Source organism: Akkermansia sp. UNK.MGS-1 (assembly GCF_000980515.1).
GTDB classification, from domain to species: Bacteria; Verrucomicrobiota; Verrucomicrobiia; order Verrucomicrobiales; family Akkermansiaceae; genus Akkermansia; species Akkermansia muciniphila.
This window is the reverse complement of sequence record NZ_LBCB01000008.1, coordinates 175,068-194,718: the sequence shown is the minus strand read 5'-3', so window position 1 is coordinate 194,718 and position 19,651 is coordinate 175,068. Positions and strand designations below refer to the sequence as shown.

The 19,651-nt window shown below is 51.5% G+C and carries 18 protein-coding genes and 1 tRNA gene; 7 read left to right on the top strand and 12 right to left on the bottom strand.

The window, feature by feature from the left end; genetic code table 11:
* Window positions 1–1,695, top strand: a 1,695-nt coding sequence (locus WW58_RS04490) for a glycoside hydrolase family 2 TIM barrel-domain containing protein (RefSeq protein WP_046435852.1), incomplete at its 5' end; no start/stop codon positions are given.
* Here the strand turns inward: WW58_RS04490 and WW58_RS04485 are convergent.
* Window positions 1,690–3,069, bottom strand: a complete 1,380-nt coding sequence (locus WW58_RS04485; RefSeq protein ID WP_046435850.1) for a replication-associated recombination protein A — start codon at window positions 3,067–3,069, stop codon at window positions 1,690–1,692. The two genes, WW58_RS04490 and WW58_RS04485, sit on opposite strands and share 6 nt — an antisense overlap.
* Window positions 3,070–3,304: 235 nt before the next feature.
* On the opposite strand from WW58_RS04485, the gene WW58_RS04480 reads away from it, so the two are divergent.
* Window positions 3,305–4,885, top strand: coding sequence for a beta-N-acetylhexosaminidase (locus tag WW58_RS04480; protein ID WP_257227956.1), 1,581 nt, complete (start codon window positions 3,305–3,307; stop codon window positions 4,883–4,885).
* A 65-nt stretch (window positions 4,886–4,950) separates the two neighbouring features.
* On the opposite strand, the gene WW58_RS04475 is transcribed toward WW58_RS04480, so the two are convergent.
* The 4 genes from WW58_RS04475 to WW58_RS04450 all read right to left on the bottom strand — a co-directional run bounded on the left by WW58_RS04475 (window position 4,951) and on the right by WW58_RS04450 (window position 8,796).
* A complete protein-coding gene (locus WW58_RS04475) occupies window positions 4,951–5,937 on the bottom strand; it encodes a hypothetical protein (protein ID WP_128153525.1) in 987 nt (328 codons plus the stop codon).
* A 512-nt stretch (window positions 5,938–6,449) separates the two neighbouring features.
* A complete protein-coding gene (locus WW58_RS04460; RefSeq protein WP_046435714.1) occupies window positions 6,450–7,694 on the bottom strand; it encodes a 6-phosphofructokinase in 1,245 nt (414 codons plus the stop codon).
* Between the two features lie 78 nt (window positions 7,695–7,772).
* On the bottom strand, window positions 7,773–8,558 hold the full coding sequence (locus tag WW58_RS04455) for a sialate O-acetylesterase (RefSeq protein ID WP_102733495.1): 786 nt from the start codon (window positions 8,556–8,558) through the stop codon (window positions 7,773–7,775).
* Window positions 8,551–8,796, bottom strand: a complete 246-nt coding sequence (locus WW58_RS04450) for a helix-turn-helix domain-containing protein (RefSeq protein WP_046435712.1) — start codon at window positions 8,794–8,796, stop codon at window positions 8,551–8,553. The genes WW58_RS04455 and WW58_RS04450 overlap by 8 nt, the downstream gene beginning before the upstream one ends.
* A gap of 384 nt (window positions 8,797–9,180) precedes the next feature.
* Between WW58_RS04450 and WW58_RS12975 the strand changes: the two genes are divergently transcribed.
* Genes WW58_RS12975 through hxsC form a run of 3 tightly spaced genes read left to right on the top strand, consistent with a single transcriptional unit; the run spans window position 9,181 to window position 11,965 of the window.
* Complete coding sequence (locus tag WW58_RS12975; protein ID WP_128153526.1) at window positions 9,181–9,462, top strand: hypothetical protein; 282 nt, start codon at window positions 9,181–9,183, stop codon at window positions 9,460–9,462.
* A 15-nt stretch (window positions 9,463–9,477) separates the two neighbouring features.
* Window positions 9,478–10,890 carry a His-Xaa-Ser system radical SAM maturase HxsB gene (gene hxsB / locus WW58_RS04445; RefSeq protein ID WP_046435710.1) on the top strand — a complete coding sequence of 471 codons (1,413 nt, stop codon included), beginning with the start codon at window positions 9,478–9,480 and terminating at the stop codon, window positions 10,888–10,890.
* A 4-nt stretch (window positions 10,891–10,894) separates the two neighbouring features.
* The gene (gene hxsC / locus WW58_RS12970; RefSeq protein WP_102733494.1) at window positions 10,895–11,965 is read left to right on the top strand and encodes a His-Xaa-Ser system radical SAM maturase HxsC; all 1,071 of its coding nucleotides are present in this window, start codon (window positions 10,895–10,897) and stop codon (window positions 11,963–11,965) included.
* 947 nt (window positions 11,966–12,912) lie between these two features.
* Here hxsC and WW58_RS04440 read toward each other — a convergent pair.
* A complete protein-coding gene (locus WW58_RS04440) occupies window positions 12,913–14,013 on the bottom strand; it encodes a substrate-binding domain-containing protein (protein ID WP_094140155.1) in 1,101 nt (366 codons plus the stop codon).
* A gap of 397 nt (window positions 14,014–14,410) precedes the next feature.
* On the opposite strand from WW58_RS04440, the gene WW58_RS04430 reads away from it, so the two are divergent.
* Both WW58_RS04430 and WW58_RS12965 read left to right on the top strand, forming a co-directional pair.
* On the top strand, window positions 14,411–14,695 hold the full coding sequence (locus WW58_RS04430) for a hypothetical protein (RefSeq protein WP_012420707.1): 285 nt from the start codon (window positions 14,411–14,413) through the stop codon (window positions 14,693–14,695).
* 43 nt (window positions 14,696–14,738) lie between these two features.
* Window positions 14,739–14,894, top strand: coding sequence for a hypothetical protein (locus WW58_RS12965; RefSeq protein ID WP_153816443.1), 156 nt, complete (start codon window positions 14,739–14,741; stop codon window positions 14,892–14,894).
* A 65-nt stretch (window positions 14,895–14,959) separates the two neighbouring features.
* On the opposite strand, the gene WW58_RS04425 is transcribed toward WW58_RS12965, so the two are convergent.
* From WW58_RS04425 to cbiB, 6 genes are all read right to left on the bottom strand, one after another.
* A tRNA-Leu gene (locus WW58_RS04425) sits at window positions 14,960–15,042 on the bottom strand.
* A 442-nt stretch (window positions 15,043–15,484) separates the two neighbouring features.
* Complete coding sequence (locus WW58_RS04420; RefSeq protein ID WP_046435702.1) at window positions 15,485–16,075, bottom strand: bifunctional adenosylcobinamide kinase/adenosylcobinamide-phosphate guanylyltransferase; 591 nt, start codon at window positions 16,073–16,075, stop codon at window positions 15,485–15,487.
* Complete coding sequence (cbiR, locus tag WW58_RS04415) at window positions 16,050–16,865, bottom strand: cobamide remodeling phosphodiesterase CbiR (RefSeq protein WP_046435700.1); 816 nt, start codon at window positions 16,863–16,865, stop codon at window positions 16,050–16,052. Before cbiR ends, WW58_RS04420 begins: the two co-directional genes overlap by 26 nt.
* Window positions 16,862–17,602: an adenosylcobinamide-GDP ribazoletransferase gene (cobS, locus tag WW58_RS04410; protein ID WP_046435698.1), complete on the bottom strand. Its 741-nt coding sequence runs from the start codon at window positions 17,600–17,602 to the stop codon at window positions 16,862–16,864. The genes cbiR and cobS overlap by 4 nt, the downstream gene beginning before the upstream one ends.
* Before the next feature lie 19 nt (window positions 17,603–17,621).
* Complete coding sequence (gene cobT / locus WW58_RS04405; protein WP_012420714.1) at window positions 17,622–18,662, bottom strand: nicotinate-nucleotide--dimethylbenzimidazole phosphoribosyltransferase; 1,041 nt, start codon at window positions 18,660–18,662, stop codon at window positions 17,622–17,624.
* A complete protein-coding gene (gene cbiB / locus WW58_RS04400; RefSeq protein WP_046435696.1) occupies window positions 18,659–19,651 on the bottom strand; it encodes an adenosylcobinamide-phosphate synthase CbiB in 993 nt (330 codons plus the stop codon). The genes cobT and cbiB overlap by 4 nt, the downstream gene beginning before the upstream one ends.

Sequence of the window (19,651 nt, the reverse complement as noted above, 5' to 3'; positions counted from 1 at the left end):
CTGGAGGTGACGGCGGATCGGGGCATGCTGATTAACGGGAAACCTGTTTATCTGCAGGGGGCCAATGTGCACCAGGACCACGCCGGGTGGGGGGATGCCGTGACGGACGCCGGGGCCCGCCGTGATGTGCGGCTGATGAAGAACGCCGGGTTTAATTTCATCCGCGGCTCCCATTACCCTCATTCCCAGGCTTTTCTGGATGCTTGCGACCGGGAGGGCATGTGCATGCTGAATGAAGGCGTTTTCTGGGGAATGGGCGGGTTCAAGGAGCATGACAGGTACTGGAATTGCGATGCCTATCCAGCGGAAAAGAAGGACCGTATTGCGTTTGAGGAAAGCTGCATGCGCCAGGTGAGGGAGATGGTGCTGCAATTCCGCAACCATCCTTCCATCGTCATCTGGAGCATCAGCAATGAACCGTTTTTTACCAGGCATGCGCCGGAGGCCAGGGCTTTGTGCAACAGGCTCATTACCTTGGTGAAGGAGTTGGACCCGACACGCCCCGTGTGCGCCGGGGGCGGGCAGCGCGGAAATTTTGACAAGCTGGGGGACATGGCCGCCTTTAACGGGGACGGCTCTCACGTGAAGACGCCCGGCAGGCCCAGCATGGTGACGGAGTATGGTTCCGTGAGCTGCCGGAGGCCGGGGGTGTATGCTCCTGGCTGGGGGGATATGAAAAAGGATAAGGAAGCGGGGATTCGCTATCCCTGGCGCGTGGGAGAGGCGGTCTGGTGCGGCTTTGACCACGGCAGCATCTGGCCTTCCGGAGGGCGCATGGGCATTGTGGATTACTTCCGCATTCCCAAGCGGGCCTGGTACTGGTACAGGAACGCGTTGAGGAATATTCCTCCTCCGGAGTGGCCTGTGGAGGGGACTCCGGCACAGGTGAAGCTGTCCGCGGACAAGAAAGTTATCAACCCGGCGGACGGCACGGATGACGTGCATGTGACCGTGAAAGTGGCGGACGCCGCCGGGAGGCAGATATCCAATGCCGTGCCGGTAACGCTTACGGTGGAATCGGGACCCGGGGAGTTCCCCACCGGCAAAAGCATTACGTTCACGCCCGGAACGGATATTGATTTGATTGACGGCTGTGCGGCGATTGAGTTCCGGTCTTATTATGCCGGGAAGACAGTGATCAGGGCGTCTTCTCCCGGATTGAAGGGGGATAGCCTCCAAATCGTTTGCCGGAATGCTCCGGCTTACGTAGCGGGCAGGAGCGCGGAAACGCGGGAAAGGCCCTACAAGCGTTTTAGCGCAAAGGAGAGGGATATCCAGCTGGCGCGGTACGGACGGCCCGAATCCGGAGAGAAAGCCAATTTGGCTGTATTGAGGCCCTGTTCCGCTTCCTCCGGATTTCAGGAGGCGATGAAGGCTTCCGACGGTGACGATGTTTCCGCATGGCATCCGTCCGAGGAAGACAAAGCGCCGTGGTGGCAGCTGGACATGGAGTTTGAATTCCGCCTGGACCGGGTGGAGGTGAAGGCCGCCGGAAGCTGGAAGGGGCCGGCTCCCGCGGTTCAGGTCAGCAGGGACGGAAATAGCTGGAAAGACATTAAAGCCGTTTTGCGCAAGGATGGGACGGAGCTGACCGCAATGTGTCCGGAAGGGACCGGCGCCAGGTACGTACGCATCCGTCTGTCTCCGGGGCAGGGAATTGCGGAAGTGGCCGTATGGCCGGCGGATGCGTCATGAGGGTTCCCGTTTTTCCGGAACAGGAGGCTTTTTCCTGTTACTGCGCGTACCGGAGTTTCCGGCGTCTTCTTCCGTCCGCTGGCGGCGCAGTTTGTCCCAATAGGCCAGGCGTTTATTGATTTCCCGTTCAAAACCCCGTTCCGGCGGCCTGTAGAACCGGCGGCGGGGCATGTTGTCCGGAAAGTAGTTTTGCCCGGAGAAAGCGTCCGGCGCGTCATGATCGTATGCGTAATTCTTTCCATAGCCCAGTTCCTTCATTAGTTTGGTGGGCGCGTTGAGGATGTGTGCCGGGGGCATCAGGGACCCGTATTCCCGTGCCGCTTTCCGTGCCGCTCCCCACGCGGTGTAGGCGCTGTTGGATTTGGGGGCGCAGCCCAGGTAGATAATCAGTTCAGCAATCGCCAGCTCTCCTTCCGGAGAGCCCAGGCGTTCATAGGTGTCCCACGCGGCAATGGCCATTTGAAGTGCGGCAGGGTCCGCCAGACTGATATCCTCCATGGCGAAACGGGTCAGGCGGCGCAGGAGGTAGAGAGGGTCCTCCCCGCCCTCGAGCATGCGTGCGGCCCAGTACAGGGCTGCGTCCGTATCCGACCCCCGCAGGGATTTATGCAGGGCGCTGATGAGATTGTAATGGCCTTCCCGGTCCTTATCGTAAACCGGGGCCCGCTGCTGGACAATTTTCAGCAGTGCGTCCGAGCCCAGCATTTCATCGGGCTTGCAGAGGTCAAAGACGCTTTCCATCAGGTTAATGAGGTAGCGTCCGTCTCCGTCTGCCAGTTCTATCAGGGTGGCGCGCGCTTCCGGCGCGAGCGGCAGTTCTCGCTGAAGAAGGGTTTCCGCCCGTTCAATGATGCTTTCCAGAGCCGGGGCGTCCAGGGAGTGCATGACAAAGACTTTGCAGCGGGAGAGGAGGGCGCTGTTCAGTTCAAAGGAGGGGTTTTCCGTAGTGGCCCCCACCAGCGTAACGGTTCCGTTTTCCACATATGGCAGAAAACCGTCCTGCTGGGCGCGGTTGAACCGATGTATTTCATCCACGAACAGGAGGGTCCCATGGCCGTATTCCCTGCGCCTGGCCGCTTCGTCAAAGGCTTTTCTCAAATCCGCCATGCCGGAGAAGACGGCGGAGAGAGCTGCGAAATGCATGGACGTGCGCGTCGCCAGAATGCGCGCCAGCGTGGTTTTTCCGCAGCCGGGCGGCCCCCACAGAATAAAGCTGGTCATCTTGCCGGAGTCCGCCATGAGCCGGAGAGGTCCTCCTTCCCCCAGCAGATGATCCTGGCCCATGATGTCTTCCAGTGCGGACGGCCTCAGGCGGTCCGCCAGAGGGCGGTCCGCGAAGGCGGAAAACAGGCCCGGGGTGTCGTCTTTTTTCATGATGCCCATCATACGCCGCCGGTAAAAGGAAGGCAAGGGGAGCCTGATGGCATTTCAGGCGGCCCGGCTCGACGGCACGTCGTGGAGAGGAGGTTGCACCCCGGTTTTGACGGGTGGAAGAGAAGCAGGGGAGAAAAGGAAAGATTCCTGGGAAAAACAGTGTATATTGAGCATGATGTTCAGACATGTTTCCCATGTGTTTCTTTTTCTGTTTTCCGGCTTATGCGGCGCGGTCGTGAATGCTCAGGATCAGATAATACCCCGGCCCGTGTCCGTGAGGGTGGAGGCCAAGGGGGCGGCAACGCCCGTGAAGCTGGATGAAGGAATGCGCATTGTATGCAAGGAGAAGGACGGGGAGTTCCGGCGCCAGGCTCACTTGTTGCAGCAGTTTTTGTCACGCGGAACCGGATTGGCTCTGGACGGGGCTGGCGGTACGGGAATAATCCGCGTTGTGAAGGACGCTGCCCTGAAGCAGTACGGGCCGGAGGCATACCGTTTGGAAGCGGCTCCCGGAAATATCGTCATCAGCGCCGCGACTCCCAAAGGAGTTTATTATGCAGGGCAAAGTCTGGCGCAGATGCTGCCTGCCGCCTTTTTCAACAATGGCGTGGACAAAAAGAGCGTAAGTTGGAATGTGGCGGTGAAGCCTTTTTCCATATTGGATTATCCCCGTTTTGCCTGGCGAGCCTTCATGCTGGATGAAGCACGGCATTTTTTTGGAGAGGAGGAGGTGAAGAGGCTGATTGACCAAATGGGGCTCCTGAAAATGAATGTCCTGCACTGGCATTTGTCGGATGATGCCGGATGGCGCATCCAGATTAAAAAATATCCCAAACTGACATCCGTGGGAGGCAAGAGAAGAGATACGGAGATAGAGACGTGGGGGAGCGGCAAGTATGAAGGCAGGCCCCATGAAGGTTTTTATACGCAGGAACAGGTCAGGCGCATTGTCCGGTATGCGGCCGACAGGAACATAACGATTGTTCCTGAAATAGATATTCCGGGCCATTCCGCCGCCGCCATCGTTTCCTATCCGGAGTTGAAATTGTCCGCCAGGCCTCTCGCGGAAGTGCCCGTGAGTTTCAATGACGGAGCGGCGTTTGATCCCACCAGCGAACGTGCCTACCAGTTCCTGGGAGACATCATGACAGAGCTGGCTTCCCTCTTTCCCGGAGGTATCATTCACATCGGCGGTGACGAGGTGCGGTACAAAAAGTACTGGGAAGGCGTGCCCCACATTGAAGCGTTCATGAAGAAAAAGGGCATTAAGACTTTTCCCGACCTTCAAATCATGTTTACGAATCGGATTTCCGGCATGCTGGCTGAGAGGGGGCGCCGGATGATGGGGTGGAATGAAATCCTGGGGTCCGACGTACACAATGACGGCGGCCGGGGAGCGGCGCTCGGCAAGCTGGATGCAAGTGCTATCATTCATTTCTGGTATGGGTCCGATAAAATTGCTGCCAAGGCGATCAGGGAAGGCCGCCAGGTGGTGAATTCCACTTCCCACATGACTTACATTAACAAAGGGTATGACAAGCTCCCTCTGTCCAAGTCCTATTCTTTTGAGCCCGTTTTTGCGGGATTGAATCCGGAGCAGCAGAAGAATGTCATCGGGCTGGGCTGCCAGGTCTGGACGGAATGGATTGCGGACGTGGAGAAACTGCACCGTCATGTATTTCCCCGTATTGCCGCTTATGCGGAGACGGGGTGGACCCGGAAGGAGGATAAAAATTTTCAGGATTTCCGGAGGCGTTTGACGGGGTATGAAAAAATTCTGGATGCCCTGGGCATCCGGCACGGGGAAAAGGAATAGTTGAAAATTCGCCGCCGGGGAGAAGCGTCCTGGCTGAGTCAACAGTAAGCCCGCTTGTTACTTGGTTAAGGATTCGGAAGAGTTCCTGTCTGTGGCTTCTTAAGGCATTCCGCCCGCGCCTGCATGTTTTCCAGAATTTTCAGAATATAAGAACGCGTTGTAGCCGAGTGTTCCGCTCCGCGTACGAAGGAAAGCCCCCTGTACAGTCCTACCGTTTCCAGGCGGAGATTCATATCTTCTCCGGACAGGTCTTCACTGGAGGGAGGAGGATAATTGGAAGCGGGGCCGTTCAGGGACTTCATCTGCATGGTATCCATATTAAGCAGGCAGCTTTGTATTCCGTTAGTGAAAATCAGGCTGCCCTGATGATGCTTGTCCTCCGGCCACAGCCTGTAAATGGTAACGGCGCTTCTCCCTCCGGGATTGATCAAAATGGCGGGGAAAACGTGTTTGCCGCCACCCTTTTTCCGGACGGTCGCGTCAAAGTCGCATTCTCCGGAAAACCTGGTCGTAACACGGGAGGAGATGCATACTTCAAAAGGTACTTCCGGCGGCAGGGGAATCATGGTGGAGGCAGACAGGGGCGACCCCGGAGGGAGTTCCGGAATCGGGAAGGGGAACGTAATGATGTCAATGGCGCAGCTGATGATGCCGATGATGGCGAATAGCAGGATGCCTTTGTTCCGGAGCTGGGCTGACAGCATTTTTCCATATTCCTCCGGATAATGCCTGCCTGCGGCTGGTTCCTGCCGCAGGTAATAGCCGGTCAGGCGTGAAATAACGGTCAGAGCGGCAGCCATGGCTGCCAGCCATGCCAGGGCAAAAGCCAGATTTTCCGCTATGGGAATTGTGGTGAAAAAGCCGAATGTTCCAATAATGAACGCCGTCAGCAGGAGAAAGACAGCCAAGAAGGTTATGCAGCCTAAAGGGGCCGTGGAGACGGGAATCCAGAAAATGCTGCGTTTGCCGAGGGCTCTCAGAATCAGAATGGCAATGCAAAAAGAGAAGATGGCCAGCGTTGAATAAAAATGTTGAAACAGATAATCGAGCATGGCATGCGGGAAAAACTTGGATAGGCAAGCGGGGAGCGATTCCATGCCGATTTCCTGAAAAGTATCCGGAAACAAGCAGTTTTGCGCCGCGAAACGATAGAAGCTGAATGTTGAACTCCTTTATTATTCTAGCCTTTTTCCATCCTTGCCTGCAAGATTTTTTGTTTACCTGTTTCTTTCTATTTGTTTTTGATATGTTTAAAAAGCATTGTCCCATAAACAAATATGGGGAAAAACCGACTCCATTTTCTTTTGGTGAAAAAGATGCGGTTTTCTATAAGCGGAGGATTCCGAAATGGTAAAACTGTGTGTTATGGATAAGGGGAAAAGAGTATTCCTGCCATGGAAATGTTTTTTCCCGTTTATGAATGAAACCGCTACGCCGGCTTTTCCTTCATCCTTTTCAAGAGACCGGGCGGGGAGAAGAGCCCCGGCCGGATTTTATCTGCAAGAGCGTGGGGCAGGTAGTTCCGGACGGGTTGATGAGGAAAAACGCTTCCCTGAAGAAACTGCTACCGCTGTTCCGGCTTTGCCGGCACTTTCCTGAGTTTCGCGAAGCGGGGCAGGGAATATTCCTTTTGCATGGCCGTTTCTCCCTGGATCAGGGGAAGAACGTAATCAATGAACGGCTGTTCCACGCCATTGCCGCGGGCGTTGAGCCATTCGCGGGGAACAAGTTTTTCCACATTGGCCACTTCTCCCAGACCTATCAATTTAGTTTTGCAGGAATAAATGCCGTTCTCCATGATTCGTTCAAAGGCTACCATTTTATCCGTCTGGCCGGAAATGGCGGCTTCCACGGCGGCTTTTCCCGCCATATACGCTTCATCGATATCCGTTTTGGAGGCGACATGGGAGGCGCAGCGCTGGAGGAGTGAGAGTTCAATGCTTCTGACTTTGGCCCCGGTTTGCCGCTTGACGGATTCCGCAAGCATGGCTCCCAGGCCTCCCAGCTGCGTATGGCCGAAGACGTCCCTGTCTCCGGATTCCGCAACAAAGCGGCCGTCTGCATATTGCACGCCTTCCGAGACGGCGACCATGCAGCTGCCGTTCTGCCTGTAAATCCGGTCCACATCCTGCCAGAATTCCTCCATGCGGAAGGGAACTTCCGGAAGGTAAACCAAGTCCGGACCTGCTCCCGCATACGTGGCCAGGGCTGCGGATCCGGCCAGCCAGCCGGCGTGGCGGCCCATGATTTCCACAATGGTGACGCGTCCCTTGTCGTACACGCGGAGGTCCTGGTGAACTTCCATGCAGGAGGTAGCGATAAATTTGGCGGCGGAGCCGAAGCCGGGGCAGTGGTCCGTGCCGTGAAGGTCATTGTCAATGGTTTTGGGGATTCCGATGACGCGGCATTCGTAACCGGACTGCTGCATGAATTTGGATATCTTGTTGCAGGTATCCATGGAATCGTTGCCCCCGTTGTAGAAAAAGTAGCGTACGTCGTATTTTCGGAATATTTCCAGCAGACGGCGGTAATCCGTATCATCCACGGATGGGGCTGCCATCTTGTAGCGGCAGGAACCCAGGGCCGAGGCCGGGGTATATTTGAGCAATTCCAATTCTCCGGGGTCTTCCCGAGCCATATCGAACAGGCGTTCTTTGAGCACTCCCTCAATCCCGTTGGCGGCTCCCAGCACGCGCGTGACCTGTTCGCTTTGCAGGGCGGACTGAATGGCTCCCAGCGCACTGGCGTTGATGACGGCGGTGGGGCCACCGGACTGGCCGATGATGCATGCTCCTTTCAATGGGTTCATGGGCAATAATGGATGAGAGAGTTGTGTTGCGCCCCCTTTCAACGGCGTTGGAGGCAGGAAATGAAATGATAGTCAAACCTATCCGCAGCCCGGAGGGATGTCAAACATTATTGGTTTTCCGGATGGGGCTGGCGGGGCTGGAGAAAGTGGGGAAGAAAAAAGATCCGGGGTGTCAGTTTTTTGTCTCCAGAGCTTTTCCAGTGCGGAGGCAAAGCGTTCTCCCAGGGCCAGAATTCCATGCGTGCCCAGATGGACGGTATCCGTGGGATAGGGGGTGCGGAAGTCCACGCTGCGCAGCTGGAGATCGTCTGCGGGGACATAAACCGCATTGTTGACGGAGAGGGAGGTACGGGATTCTTCCGCCACATCCTTTTGCCCCTGCCGCACTTCTTCCCTGCCCGGAAAACGGGCCGGAGCGGGCACGGGAAGAACGCTGCCGTAGATAAAGGCCAGACCGGGGGCTTCCAGATCCGCTCTGATGCGTTTAATCAGGTTGTTCAGGTTGGCGCCGTAAGACAGAGCGTTTTTGATGCCGGCAATGTCCCTTGCGTCTCCTTCCCCCTGTTGCCACACCATGGCTTTCAGGACAGGAGCATGTCCCTGTTTTTTCAGGGCTTCCATTCCGTTGCGGACGGTACGGATCAGTTTGACGTATTCTTCCCCCTGCTTATCCTGAGAAGTTTTTCCTGGGTTCCATTGCCGGAAAAGGTTGCTTCCGCTCCGGGCGTGTTTGATGATGGCCCATTTTTTTGCGGGAATTTTTTCTGCAACGCTGTTCCCAGGCTTAGTTCCACGCCAAAACGGTCGGGGGATTCGGATGCCGGGCTCAAGGGAACAAGCTGTTCTGCCGGTCCTGTCATTCATTGGAAGGGGGCTTCATTACATCATTCAGAAGGTTATGAATGTCTATCTTTAGATTTTTACAAATATCAATGACTTCCGTAAAGGTGAGGTAGCGTTCTCCTACTTCATATTTGTTGACGAAGGTATGAGGAGTGTTTAAAAGTTTCCCCAAATCCCGTTGAGTTAAATTTAATTCCAAACGTCTAATTTTTAATATTTTACGAAGATTTTTTTCTTCAATGCTGTTTCTGTTCCTCATTATGGAACAGTAACAGGGAATGGGTGTGTACCAAATTTGGGTACAAAAATGTTTACATGTCATTTGTTCTGTGATAGTAAATCTTTGTTTTCCTAAAATGGGAACGCTAACAGATGAGGGACTATGGAAATGTTATTACTTGGAAGAATGGGGTTTATCGGTGTCATATACTGCGAGTGCAAAGGAACCATAAGTGTCGACGACTGTTTACACATAGATTTTACCAAAATTCTTGAACTTGCTTGAATAAAGCGTGTTCTAATTATTTGTTAGAAAGATAAAAAATGAGAATATAATAAACACAATATATGTAACTTATAAAAATATGTTTCATGTTTAGCAAAAATATTTTAACTTACAAAAACATTCAATAATCGATAGGCTATGGCTACACTCTCTTTTGATACTGCAATTTACACTCCTTCCTCCCTAATTGCTACAGTTCGAGAGTTTAGAGGTATTTTAAAACTCGAATTGAAGAAAAATATAACGACTGGTTTACTCGAGCTCCATTATAATGAAGATTCAACAACACCAGACAATATTTCTGAAACTATTATACAAGCTGTAAGTGATAATGTATTGCGAGAAAATCTTGATGCAAACTTTAGATTAATGCGCGAGCAAATTGTGAATTGTGCTTTTTCTGCAATTCGGACGAAATGAAGCTATTTTTCTGATATGAATACTATTCTTCTCCCATTTGAGTTTTCTCGGGAGTCTGGCTATGTTTTACTTTCTAACGAGAGTGGAGATTTCATCCATTTAACTGAAAAAGATTTTGATCATTTAATTAAGCATGAATTTACACAAATATCAGAAGCAGCTTTTCATACCCTTTATAGTCGACATTTTGTCTGTGATAAACAAGACGTTGATTTTACTATCAACTTAATAGCTAATAAATATCGAACGAGAAAAGCATTTCTGCGCGATTTTACTGTCCTTCACATGATGGTAATTACGCTCAAATGCAACCATTCGTGTCAATATTGTCAGGTTTCAAGTGCAAATGCGGATGCTATTAAATATGATATGAGCTCAGACACAGCCCGCAAGATTGTTGAGATGATTCTCCAAGCGCCATCAAGGAGTATCAAGATTGAATTTCAGGGAGGAGAACCACTTCTGAATTGGTCTGTTATCATGCAAACAGTCGAATATGCGGAGAAATTGAATGAGGCATATCAAAAGAATATCTCTTTTGTGATTTGCTCCAACATATACGCATTGAACCAGGATCATCTTGATTATTTTAAAGCTCACAATATTCATATTTCAACATCTTTAGATGGTCCTAAAATTTTACATGATACTCATCGTCCTATGCGTGTAAAAAAGCTCAGCAGTTATGATAAATTTATAGAAAATCTTAATTGGGTCCGCAAAGAGCTGGGAAGAGATAAAGTATCTGCATTGATGACTACTTGTAGTGACTCTCTATCCCAGATTAAAAGCATTGTCGATGAATATGTCAAATTGGGATTCGAAGGTTTGTTTATTCGTAGTCTTAATCCATACGGGGATGCTATAAAAAATAGGTTATATTACTCTCCAGAAAGTTTTTTTGAAATGTACAAAACCGGATTAGAATACATTGTGGAGCTAAACCAAAAAGGTGTATTTTTCGTCGAATATCTGACAGAGCTATTATGGAAACGTATAATGACTCCATATCCGACAGGTTTTGTAGATTTACAATCACCTTCAGGGGCCGGGATAAGTGGTGTAATTTATGATTATAATGGTGATGTATATCCGGCTGATGAAGGTCGAATGCTTGCCAGAATGGGGAATACACATTTTAAATTAGGAAATGTCTATAGTAACAGTTATGATTCTATTTTTGACGGAGAACTTATGCATTCCATCGTCAAAGATTCTTGTATAGAAACAATTCCTGGATGCAGTGATTGTGTGTATCGTCCATACTGCGGTGTTGATGTGTTCCGCAACTATTTAGAGAATGGAAGAGTTGATGCTGTCGCTCCGGATAGTTTCTTTTGTAAAAAGCAAAAACTCATTTTCCGTTATCTTTTTGAAAAAATGAAGGATGAAAATTTTGTAAAGATTATGAATTCTTGGATTCATTGAAATTATGAAAAATATAAATCTGCATTTGTCAAAATCCCACATACGTAGTGATGAGATTTTGAGGGTAACAAAACATTTGAGGTTTTCTCGTAATAATGTACTGTTCGTAGGAAAACCATTATTGAGATGGGGATATCGAGCAATAACTACCAATACCAACGAACTTGGTGAAGGAGATATTGTAAAATTATATCCGGATGGATTATGTAAAGTGTTGTGGAGTAGAGGATCAATTCATAACGTGCTTTTTACTACTCCTGCATGTAATGTTAAATGTCTCATGTGTCCTCAACCTCCGTGCTCAGATAATGTGCAAGTACATAAAGATAATTTGAAAATTCTTTCTTTGATTGACTATGATCCAAAAGTAATTTGTATTTCAGGAGGTGAGCCGTTTTTGTTCCCTGATCGGGTTAAAGCTTATTTTGAAATAATAAACCGTAGATGGCCTTCTTGCCAAGTTGATGTTCTTACAAATGCAACTCGCTTGTCTAAATTTTCTTTATGTAAAGAAATAGCTTTAGCATCACCTATAAATACAACTTTTTGCGTATCTTTACACTCAGATGTAGCAAAAGTACAACAAAAAATTAATCGTGTAGGAACTAGTTTTAAAGATGCTGTTTGTGGTATTAATAACTTGGGGAAACTTAGACAAATGATAGAAATTAGACCAGTTATCACAAAGGCTAATTATAGGTATCTGTATGATTTCGCTGTTTTTATCGTTCGAAATTTCCCTTATGTTTCTCATGTTGCATTCATGGGCCAAGAAATTGTAGGATGTGCACGGAATAATTATGACGAAATTTGGGTGGATCCTACAGATTATATTGAAAATTTACATCAAGCTGTAGAATATTTAGACCAAATGCGAATTTGTGTTTCTATTTATAATATTCCTCTTTGCTTATTACCCAAAAATCTTCATCGATTCGCAACACGTTCGATTTCAGACTGGAAGCAGGGTTATACCCCAGTCTGTTCCGGCTGCAAGCTACGCGATGAATGCTGTGGAGTTTTCCTTACGAGTGGTCAATACCTTTCTCGGGGAATTTCTCCGGTAACGAAATAAAATAAAACATATAAATTATAAATAAAACAATGAAGTTTAAAACACTAATTGCACCTATCATAGCACTAGTTACTTCTACTGGAACTACTCATGGAATTATGACTCCATATCAGGAGTTAGAAGAGCGAAATACATTAATTGCTTCTATAGACGAAGACACACCGCTCTATTTCGATCAGGCGGGAGCTGCGAAAGATAGTAAGTGTTCACAATATGGACATTCTTCCCATTCCTCTCACTCTTCGCACAGTTCCCACAGTTCGCACAGTTCCCACCGTTCGGGCTGGTAAGAATTACGAAGAAATAGTACCTAGGCATTTTCCTAATTAGGAAAATGCCTTTTTGTGTTATATTTGATATTATATTTCTCGGCAAAACTATCCCCATATAAGTTTGTAATTATTTATATAATTGAATAATTTCTGCTATTTTAATAGTGACATTATATGTTTTTTTTGAGATTTTTTTACGGTATTATTTATTTTAGTCTTGTTTCGTTGATTTTTCCGATTTTTTATCGAAGCAATTTACTAAATATCAATATTTAAAATATTCTGAAAATCTTGCGACAAGACTATTCTGCATAATTCCATTTTTTTATAATAAATACTATCACTCCAATAAACAAATTTTTATTAATTAATTTTTTAAATTTTGTGTACAAATTAATAAGCCATATCTGTTCCAGTCCATAGCAAAACGATTCTTTCCACTTAGGTAATGCTGGATGATATCCTATTTGCCTGTGGGATTTTTTTGAAATGTTGTGATCAGGTTTAGTATTATTTCAAAAAGATTGGGAGATTAAAACGCTGGGTTCAGGGGAACAAGACGTTTTGACGACGCTATCTTTTGAGGGAGTGCTTTTTTCTTATTGTCGGAATACTTTTCTGTTGATGCATTCCTCTTTCCTGTTCCCTTGATTCTTTCCTTTCCGGAAAAAGGCATTATGCGGAAGGTGCGTGCAGGGAAACGGATTGGCCGGGGTATATTTCCGGAATGACGGAAATGCTCTTGATATTTTTCCCGGCTGTCAGGGAGCGGAGCATCCGTATGAGCTTGTGAACCGTTTTTGTCTGGTTCTCTTCATAATAGGTGATCGTGGGCAGCAGGCGTTCCATGAAGGGTTCATACGTCAGGCTGACCAGGCTGAGCTGATCCGGAATGCTCAGCGAACGGGCTTCCACCCAGGAAAGAATGGGAACGATCTGGTTGCCCCGTGTGGCTACCAGGGCGGACATATCCGGATGTTTTTTAAACGCTTTGGCCAGATATTCAAAGAAGAGCGGCGTTTCAAACGGGGTGGGTACCAGGATGGGATTCCATCCCTGTTCCGCAAAGCTGAAAAAACCTTTTTGCATGAGCTGGTGGCCCTTCAACGGATCAGGAGGCAGGCACAGGCCTACCGTTCGATGCCCCTTGTTCCAAAGATGCTGCGCCGCATGATGCGTGGTGGCCGCCCAGTGGCGGTCCAGATAGGGAAGGTTGCTGCTCTGGTAGGAGGTGCCGCGCACAATGCAGGGGATGCGGTGCGTCTTGAACCAGAGCTGGGTTTGCTCCGAGGAACGGTGAAGTATCCAGCAGACGCATTCGGATTTGGTAACCAGCTTGGCAAGCCTCTTGTCCGGATTGTTGCCTAAGATCCAGGGAGCTTCAAAGATACGGACGCTGATGCCGTCTTCCTCCAGAATTTTGGAGATGGTATATATTTCCGCCAATACGCTTTGAGCCAGCCTTTTGAGGGGCTGGGGCGTCAGAAACCCGAGAATTTCTTTTTTTTCCTGAACCGGATGGCAAAAGATATTTTTAACCGTTTCTTCTTCCGTAGTTTTCAGGATGCGCCGCGGAACCTTGATGCGTGGGGGGGCAATCCATGCATCCCTTTCCAGAAGGGCCAGGGCCTTTCTGATGGTTTCCCTGCCTACGGATAACCTGTGCCCGAGTTCTCTTTCTCCGGGCAGGATATTGACCAGGCTGCCGCTGAGAATCATCTGTTTGATTTTATTGGCTACTGTTTCAACCAATGAAGAAGCTGGCAACGAAGTCATACTCTTGTATATACGTATCGCATTGCGTGAATTCGAGCCAATTGTAGGGATTGCCTGGCCCGCAGAATCCGAAAGGAGATCTGGTGTTGTTGCAAGTTGTTGATATTCTGTAAATCGTTTTAGGATTTAAGCTACTGGTCTTTTTTTGATGAGGTAAAGTGGGCGGATAATGTATAAATGATATAGTGTTATCAATGCATTACATTCCTGAGCGGTACGGCTTCAGGTGGTTTGTAATTATTTTTAATTCATTTAAGATAAATATTTTATTGCGTATTTTGTTAGACAGGGCCATTTATTACCTCCCTTTTCTCACTTTCCTCCATATTTCCGGCAGGAAATGTGCACGTATCAGCATGGATGACTTTTCTCCCGTTTCCGGCACTAAATCTGCTTGATGAAAGTGAATACCATACCGGGCGCATCCTATGCGCTGACTTGTACGGCTGCGTGTACTATCCATGCGCTTCTTAGCGACGCTTCTTCTCTGGTTATCCTGGAAACGGAAAACCCCGGACAATATTTTTTTATAGCTCCCACTGATACAATAGAGGTATCAGACGAACACGCCCTGGTGACACAAACTTTTAAAGCAGCCGCTCCGGGATTGTCTGCCCGCAGCGGCATAAGGCCGGGAGTAAATGCCGATTTGAAAAATCCGACGGTGGAAAAAGCGGTATGAACCATTTCTTTTTTCTGATCGTCCGCGATTAAGCGCAGCGCTCATGAGCAATCCAGTCAAAAGGCTGTTCGCCCATGGTTTTTCGAACCTTTACGGGGAGCGGGGGACGGGACTTCACCGCCAGATTATTGTCTGGCGCGGACTGGGTGCGGAAGTCCGTTTCATTCCTTTCTGGAATTACTACGGGGAGTCTCTTTGAGAAATGAAGCGTTATGACTGGTAATAGAAAACCCTGGGAGCGTTTAGCTACCAGGGTTTATTGATTGGTACCGCCGGTGGGACTCGAACCCACACTCTTTTGGAACTCGATTTTGAGTCGAGCGCGTCTACCATTCCGCCACGACGGCACGTGAAGCGAAAGAATTAAGAGGCAAGAGGGCCGGAGAGTCAAGAATTTCCTGTGGAATATGGTGAGCTGCTGAAAAAACGGAGGGATTTTTCTGTGGATTCCCTCCGTCATGTTTCCGGATGGAAATAAATGTTTGGAATGAGCAATGCACGGCAGCGTTAACGCTTTGGTTGACCATGTGTTCCTTCTGTTCCAGGCGGTAGAAGGTTTCGGCTCCCAAACTCTAGAGATGGTTCGGTTCAGACCAGCGTTGACGATTGAGGTATGGTGTCCCGGCCGAACACCGGATTTCCTTTTTATTCCCCGCCTGTGCCGCGAACTTCCCGGAAGAGCTTTTCATGGATGATGAAAGCGGAACCAACATGGCACAAGGGGGATGATATGCTTAATCTCCGGCGTTTTCTTTTCCTGACTAACGGGAGAACCGCTCTCCGGGCGTTTCAGCCTTTTTTCACGGTCAGGGGTAGTCCCGCCACCATGAAGTAGACTTCATCCGCGCTTTTGGCAAGGAGTTGGTTGGCAATGCCCAGCCCGTCGCAGTAGTGGCGCGTTTCCGCATCTGACTGGCTGATGCCCATGCCGGTTTCAGAAGAAACAAGCACCCATGGTACGGGGGCTTGGCGGATGAGCTTTTTCAAAGCTTCTATTTCCTCAATCAGCGCTTCCTGGAACGGCTCGTAGTCCGTGGGGTCCTTCTGGGCGTACAGGGTATTGGAGGCGAGCAGGGTGACGCATTCCAGAATGACGCCGTCCACCTGGTCCAGCAAGCCGGATTCCCCGACGGCAGAAGCTACATGACGGGGACATTCCAGCGTGAGCCAGCTTTTAGGACGGCGTTCCTGGTGCTTGCGCACGCGGTATTCCATGGAGCCGGCTCCGGGCCAGACTTCCGCCGTGGCGACGTACAGGATTTTTTTCCCGAATCCGGCGGCTATTTGTTCAGCGTATTGGCTTTTGCCGCTTCTGATGCCGCCCAGGACGAGCGTCATGCGTGCGGTATTGGCGTCAGTGTTTGGTGATGTAGCGTTCATGGGATTCCAGCATGGCCTGGTGGGAGTTCAGGAAGTCATCCAGGCTGAAGACTTCCAGCGTAATAAGGGGGGAGAAATGAAGGTCCCACATGGGGTGCAGAATGGCGTCCAGCGTAGCGGCAGGCATGTGGTGCAGGGATTTGTGGTCCCGTTTTTCCAGCCCGTGCAGGTGGCACATGCGTATGTCCGGCAGCCAGAGCGGCAGAAGTTTTTCCGGCCGCAGGCCTTCTTTCCAGACATGGCCTATGTCAAAGCAACGTGAATGGGGTGTAGCGGCTACCAGTTTGTCCAGATAGTCGGTCGGATGGCGTTCCAAATTTTCCAGGGCCAGGCATTCCGGTGCGGGGAGGTGGGGTGTGATTTGTTCCAGACTCCGGAGGATTCGTTCCGTTTCGCGTTCCGTAAGATGGGGGCGCATATCAGGACCGGGGATATGGTCCGTGACCACATGCATGACCCAGGTGTGGGGCTCCAGTTCCCGTGTCAGGTCAATGGCGCGAATGATGTTTTCCGTATAACGGCGGCTTGATTCTTCCGTGGCGAAGCTGCCGTCCGTAGGCAGGTGGACGTTCCAGGTAACCCCGGCATCTGCAGCGATTCCGGCCAGTTCCCGTATTTCCGCAGGGGTAATGAGTTCCTTTCCGCATTCTCCGGCTTCCAGCAGGAGCAGAGCGACATCATCCGCGTAATGGACGCATTCCCTGATGGAGGGCACGTAGTAGTCCGGGATGATGAAGGAGGTGCATCCGATGTTGAGGCCTGGAACGCGGCATTTGTGTGGAGTTTTCATAAAGTGCAGAAGGTGAGCAGGACAAGCCATTCCGTACATTCTACGGTACAGCCGAATACATCCCCGGTAACGCCGCCCAGGCGGCGGCGCGCGTATAGAAGCAGGCCCATGGAGCCGGCCAGGGCGGAGAGCAGGGCGTACAGCCCGTTCCATCCTGCCAGAGCGCAGGCAGCCAGGGTGACGGCTGCGGCAGCCAGGGCGTGCCCGGGGCACGTTCCCTGCTTGAACGCTTCCCCCATGCCTCCAGGCCGTGCGCCCGGAAAGCGCATGGCGATGAATATCTGGCTGCGGGCAAGCAATCCTGCCAGAGCGCACGCCGTGAGCAGAAGTTCCCAGGAGCCGTGGGCCGCCAGAGTCGCCAGGGCGGCTCCCTTGAACGCCAGGTTGAAAAACAGGGCCGTGCCGCCGAAGGTCCCCAGGCGGGAGTCTTTCATGATTTCCAGCCTGCGTTCCCGGGATACTTCAATGGGAAGCCCGTCTCCGCAGTCCGCTACTCCGTCCAGGTGCAGGCCGCCTGTGACGACTACCCAGCAGGCACAGCCGATAACGCCGCAGACCAGGGGGGGGAAGAGCAGGGTTGCCGTCCAGGTCAGGCCACCCGCAAGCCCCCCCACCACCAGGCCAACCAGCGGTAGCCAGGCGGAAATTCCGTTCAGGTCATTTTGCAGCGGCCACGGCCCTACGGGTAGCCGGGTCAGGAAGCCGAAGGCGGAGCGGATGGTGGTGATGACAGCCATGGATACAGGGAAGAAAGGGTCAGCGCGGAACGGTGATGTCCAGTTCCGGCAGGGTTTTCATTTCAGAAAGTACGCGCGTGGCGGCGTCCAGCAGGGGAAAGAACAGGGCCGCCCCCGTGCCTTCCCCCAGGCAGAGGCCCAGGTCCATGTACATGGTGACGCCGATGTGGTCCATAATGAGCTTATGCCCCGGTTCCGCGGAGTTGTGGGAGCCGATGAAGTATTGCGCCGCTTCCGGGCGAATGCCCTGGGCGATGGCCGCGGCCGCCCCGGCAATGAAGCCGTCAATGACGATGGGGACGCGCAGGGAGGCCGCCCCCAGCATCAGTCCGGCCATGGCTCCTATTTCCGGTCCTCCCACCTTCGCCAGCACGTCAATGGCATCGGAAGGGTCTGGCTTGTTCAGGGCGATTCCCTGTTCGATGAGTTTTATTTTTTTGCGGATGACTTCTCCTCTGACGCCGGAACCGCGTCCCGTCACGGTTTCCACAGGGGTGCCTGTGAGCACGGCCACGATGGCGGAAGAGGGGGTGGTGTTGCCAATGCCCATTTCTCCGGCGGCCACAATGTCCAGCCCTTTGTTTTTTTCTTCACGGGCCATGTCAATGCCCACTTGCAGGCATTTCAGGGCCTGTTCCCGCGTCATGGCCGGCCCCCTGCTGAAGTCGTTGGCGCCGTGCATGACTTTTCTTTTGACCAGCCCCGGCAGGTCGCCGAAGTCGTAATTGACGCCTACGTCCACTACGGAAAGGCGTGCTCCCGCGTTGCGTGTAAAGGCGTTGATCGTGCCTCCGCCCTGAAGGAAGTTGCGGGTCTGGATGTAGGTAACGTCCGTGGATGTCAGGCTGAGGCCGTGGTCGGCGATGTGGTGGTCCGCGGCGAACAGGACTATGGCTTTGTCCTTCAGGCGCGGCGCGGGATTGCCGGTCATGCCGGCAATACGGATGGCCACGGGTTCCAGTTTTCCCAGGGCAAGGGGAGGCTTGGCCAGAATTTTCTGATGTTCCAGGGCCGCTTTTGCGGCCTGTTCGTCCAACGGGGGGATATGCAGTTTGTTCATGATGTCCAGAAGTGGGGGGTGAAGAGAAGAAGGAGAGTGAACGCCAGCGTACCCGTGGCGGCAGTCGTCCACATGAGCCGAATGGCCAGGGCCAGGTCGCTGGCGGAGGCTTTGGTTCGCCCTGTTCCTATCCAGGGGTAGTTTGCAGGAATTCCCTTGTAAGAGACCGGGCCCCCGAGACGGAGGCCCAGCGCTCCAGCGAAGGCCGCTTCGCTCCATGCGGAATTGGGGCTGGCGTGGGCGTTCCGGAAGGCCCATCCCATGGTGAGCGCCCTCCGGGCGGAGGTTCCTTTCACCATCAGGGAGGAAAAGGAAATACACGGTAAAATAAGGCGTGCGGGGATGAAGTTGAGCGCGTCATCCGTGCGTGCGGCAAAGGTGCCGAAGTGTTTGTACCGGTCATTTTTTTTCCCCCACATGGCATCCAGGATGTTGAAAACACGATGCGCCAGCGCGGCGGAAGCCGCCCCGGAGGCGCCTCCTGCCAGGCAGCCTGCTGAGGCCCAGAACAGGGTGGAAAAAACGCCATCCGTCAAGTTCTCCGCCACGCTTTCAATGGCCGCTCTGGCGATGCCGTAGACGTCCATCCGTTCCGTATCCCGTCCCACGATCATGGAGACGGAGTGCCGGGCCTCTCCGGCGTTCCCGCTGCGCAGGGCGTTTTCCACCTTCCGGGCATGCTCGGCCAGGCTGCGCGGGGCCATGCAGATGTAAATGACCAGAACGGACGGAATCCAGGGTGCCCAGGGGGAGGGTAACAGGGAAAAGGGAAGGAAGAGCGCCGCGCAGCCGAACCATGCGGCAATGCAGGTTGCCAGCGCTGCCGCCATTCCCGCATGAAAAGTTCCTCCCCACCTTTGCCTCGCCAGTGTTTCCATGCGGCGCGCGCACCGGCCGATCAAACAGACGGGATGGAACCTGTTGGGCGGTTCTCCCGCCAGAATATCCAGCAGGAAGGCCGCAGGCAGGATGAACGGGCACGGGAACAT

Bases quoted from the DNA above. Each gene is read 5' to 3' on its own strand.
- WW58_RS04485 (WP_046435850.1), bottom strand. From the start codon at position 3,069: ATGAAAAAAGACGACACCCCGGGCCTGTTTTCCGCCTTCGCGGACCGC.
- WW58_RS04475 (WP_128153525.1), bottom strand. From the start codon at position 5,937: ATGCTCGATTATCTGTTTCAACATTTTTATTCAACGCTGGCCATCTTC.
- WW58_RS04460 (WP_046435714.1), bottom strand. From the start codon at position 7,694: ATGAACCCATTGAAAGGAGCATGCATCATCGGCCAGTCCGGTGGCCCC.
- WW58_RS04455 (WP_102733495.1), bottom strand. From the start codon at position 8,558: ATGAATGACAGGACCGGCAGAACAGCTTGTTCCCTTGAGCCCGGCATC.
- WW58_RS04450 (WP_046435712.1), bottom strand. From the start codon at position 8,796: ATGAGGAACAGAAACAGCATTGAAGAAAAAAATCTTCGTAAAATATTA.
- WW58_RS12975 (WP_128153526.1), top strand. From the start codon at position 9,181: ATGGCTACACTCTCTTTTGATACTGCAATTTACACTCCTTCCTCCCTA.
- hxsB (WP_046435710.1), top strand. From the start codon at position 9,478: ATGAATACTATTCTTCTCCCATTTGAGTTTTCTCGGGAGTCTGGCTAT.
- hxsC (WP_102733494.1), top strand. From the start codon at position 10,895: ATGAAAAATATAAATCTGCATTTGTCAAAATCCCACATACGTAGTGAT.
- WW58_RS04440 (WP_094140155.1), bottom strand. From the start codon at position 14,013: ATGACTTCGTTGCCAGCTTCTTCATTGGTTGAAACAGTAGCCAATAAA.
- WW58_RS04430 (WP_012420707.1), top strand. From the start codon at position 14,411: ATGAAAGTGAATACCATACCGGGCGCATCCTATGCGCTGACTTGTACG.
- WW58_RS12965 (WP_153816443.1), top strand. From the start codon at position 14,739: ATGAGCAATCCAGTCAAAAGGCTGTTCGCCCATGGTTTTTCGAACCTT.
- WW58_RS04420 (WP_046435702.1), bottom strand. From the start codon at position 16,075: ATGAACGCTACATCACCAAACACTGACGCCAATACCGCACGCATGACG.
- cbiR (WP_046435700.1), bottom strand. From the start codon at position 16,865: ATGAAAACTCCACACAAATGCCGCGTTCCAGGCCTCAACATCGGATGC.
- cobS (WP_046435698.1), bottom strand. From the start codon at position 17,602: ATGGCTGTCATCACCACCATCCGCTCCGCCTTCGGCTTCCTGACCCGG.
- cobT (WP_012420714.1), bottom strand. From the start codon at position 18,662: ATGAACAAACTGCATATCCCCCCGTTGGACGAACAGGCCGCAAAAGCG.
- cbiB (WP_046435696.1), bottom strand. From the start codon at position 19,651: ATGTTCCCGTGCCCGTTCATCCTGCCTGCGGCCTTCCTGCTGGATATT.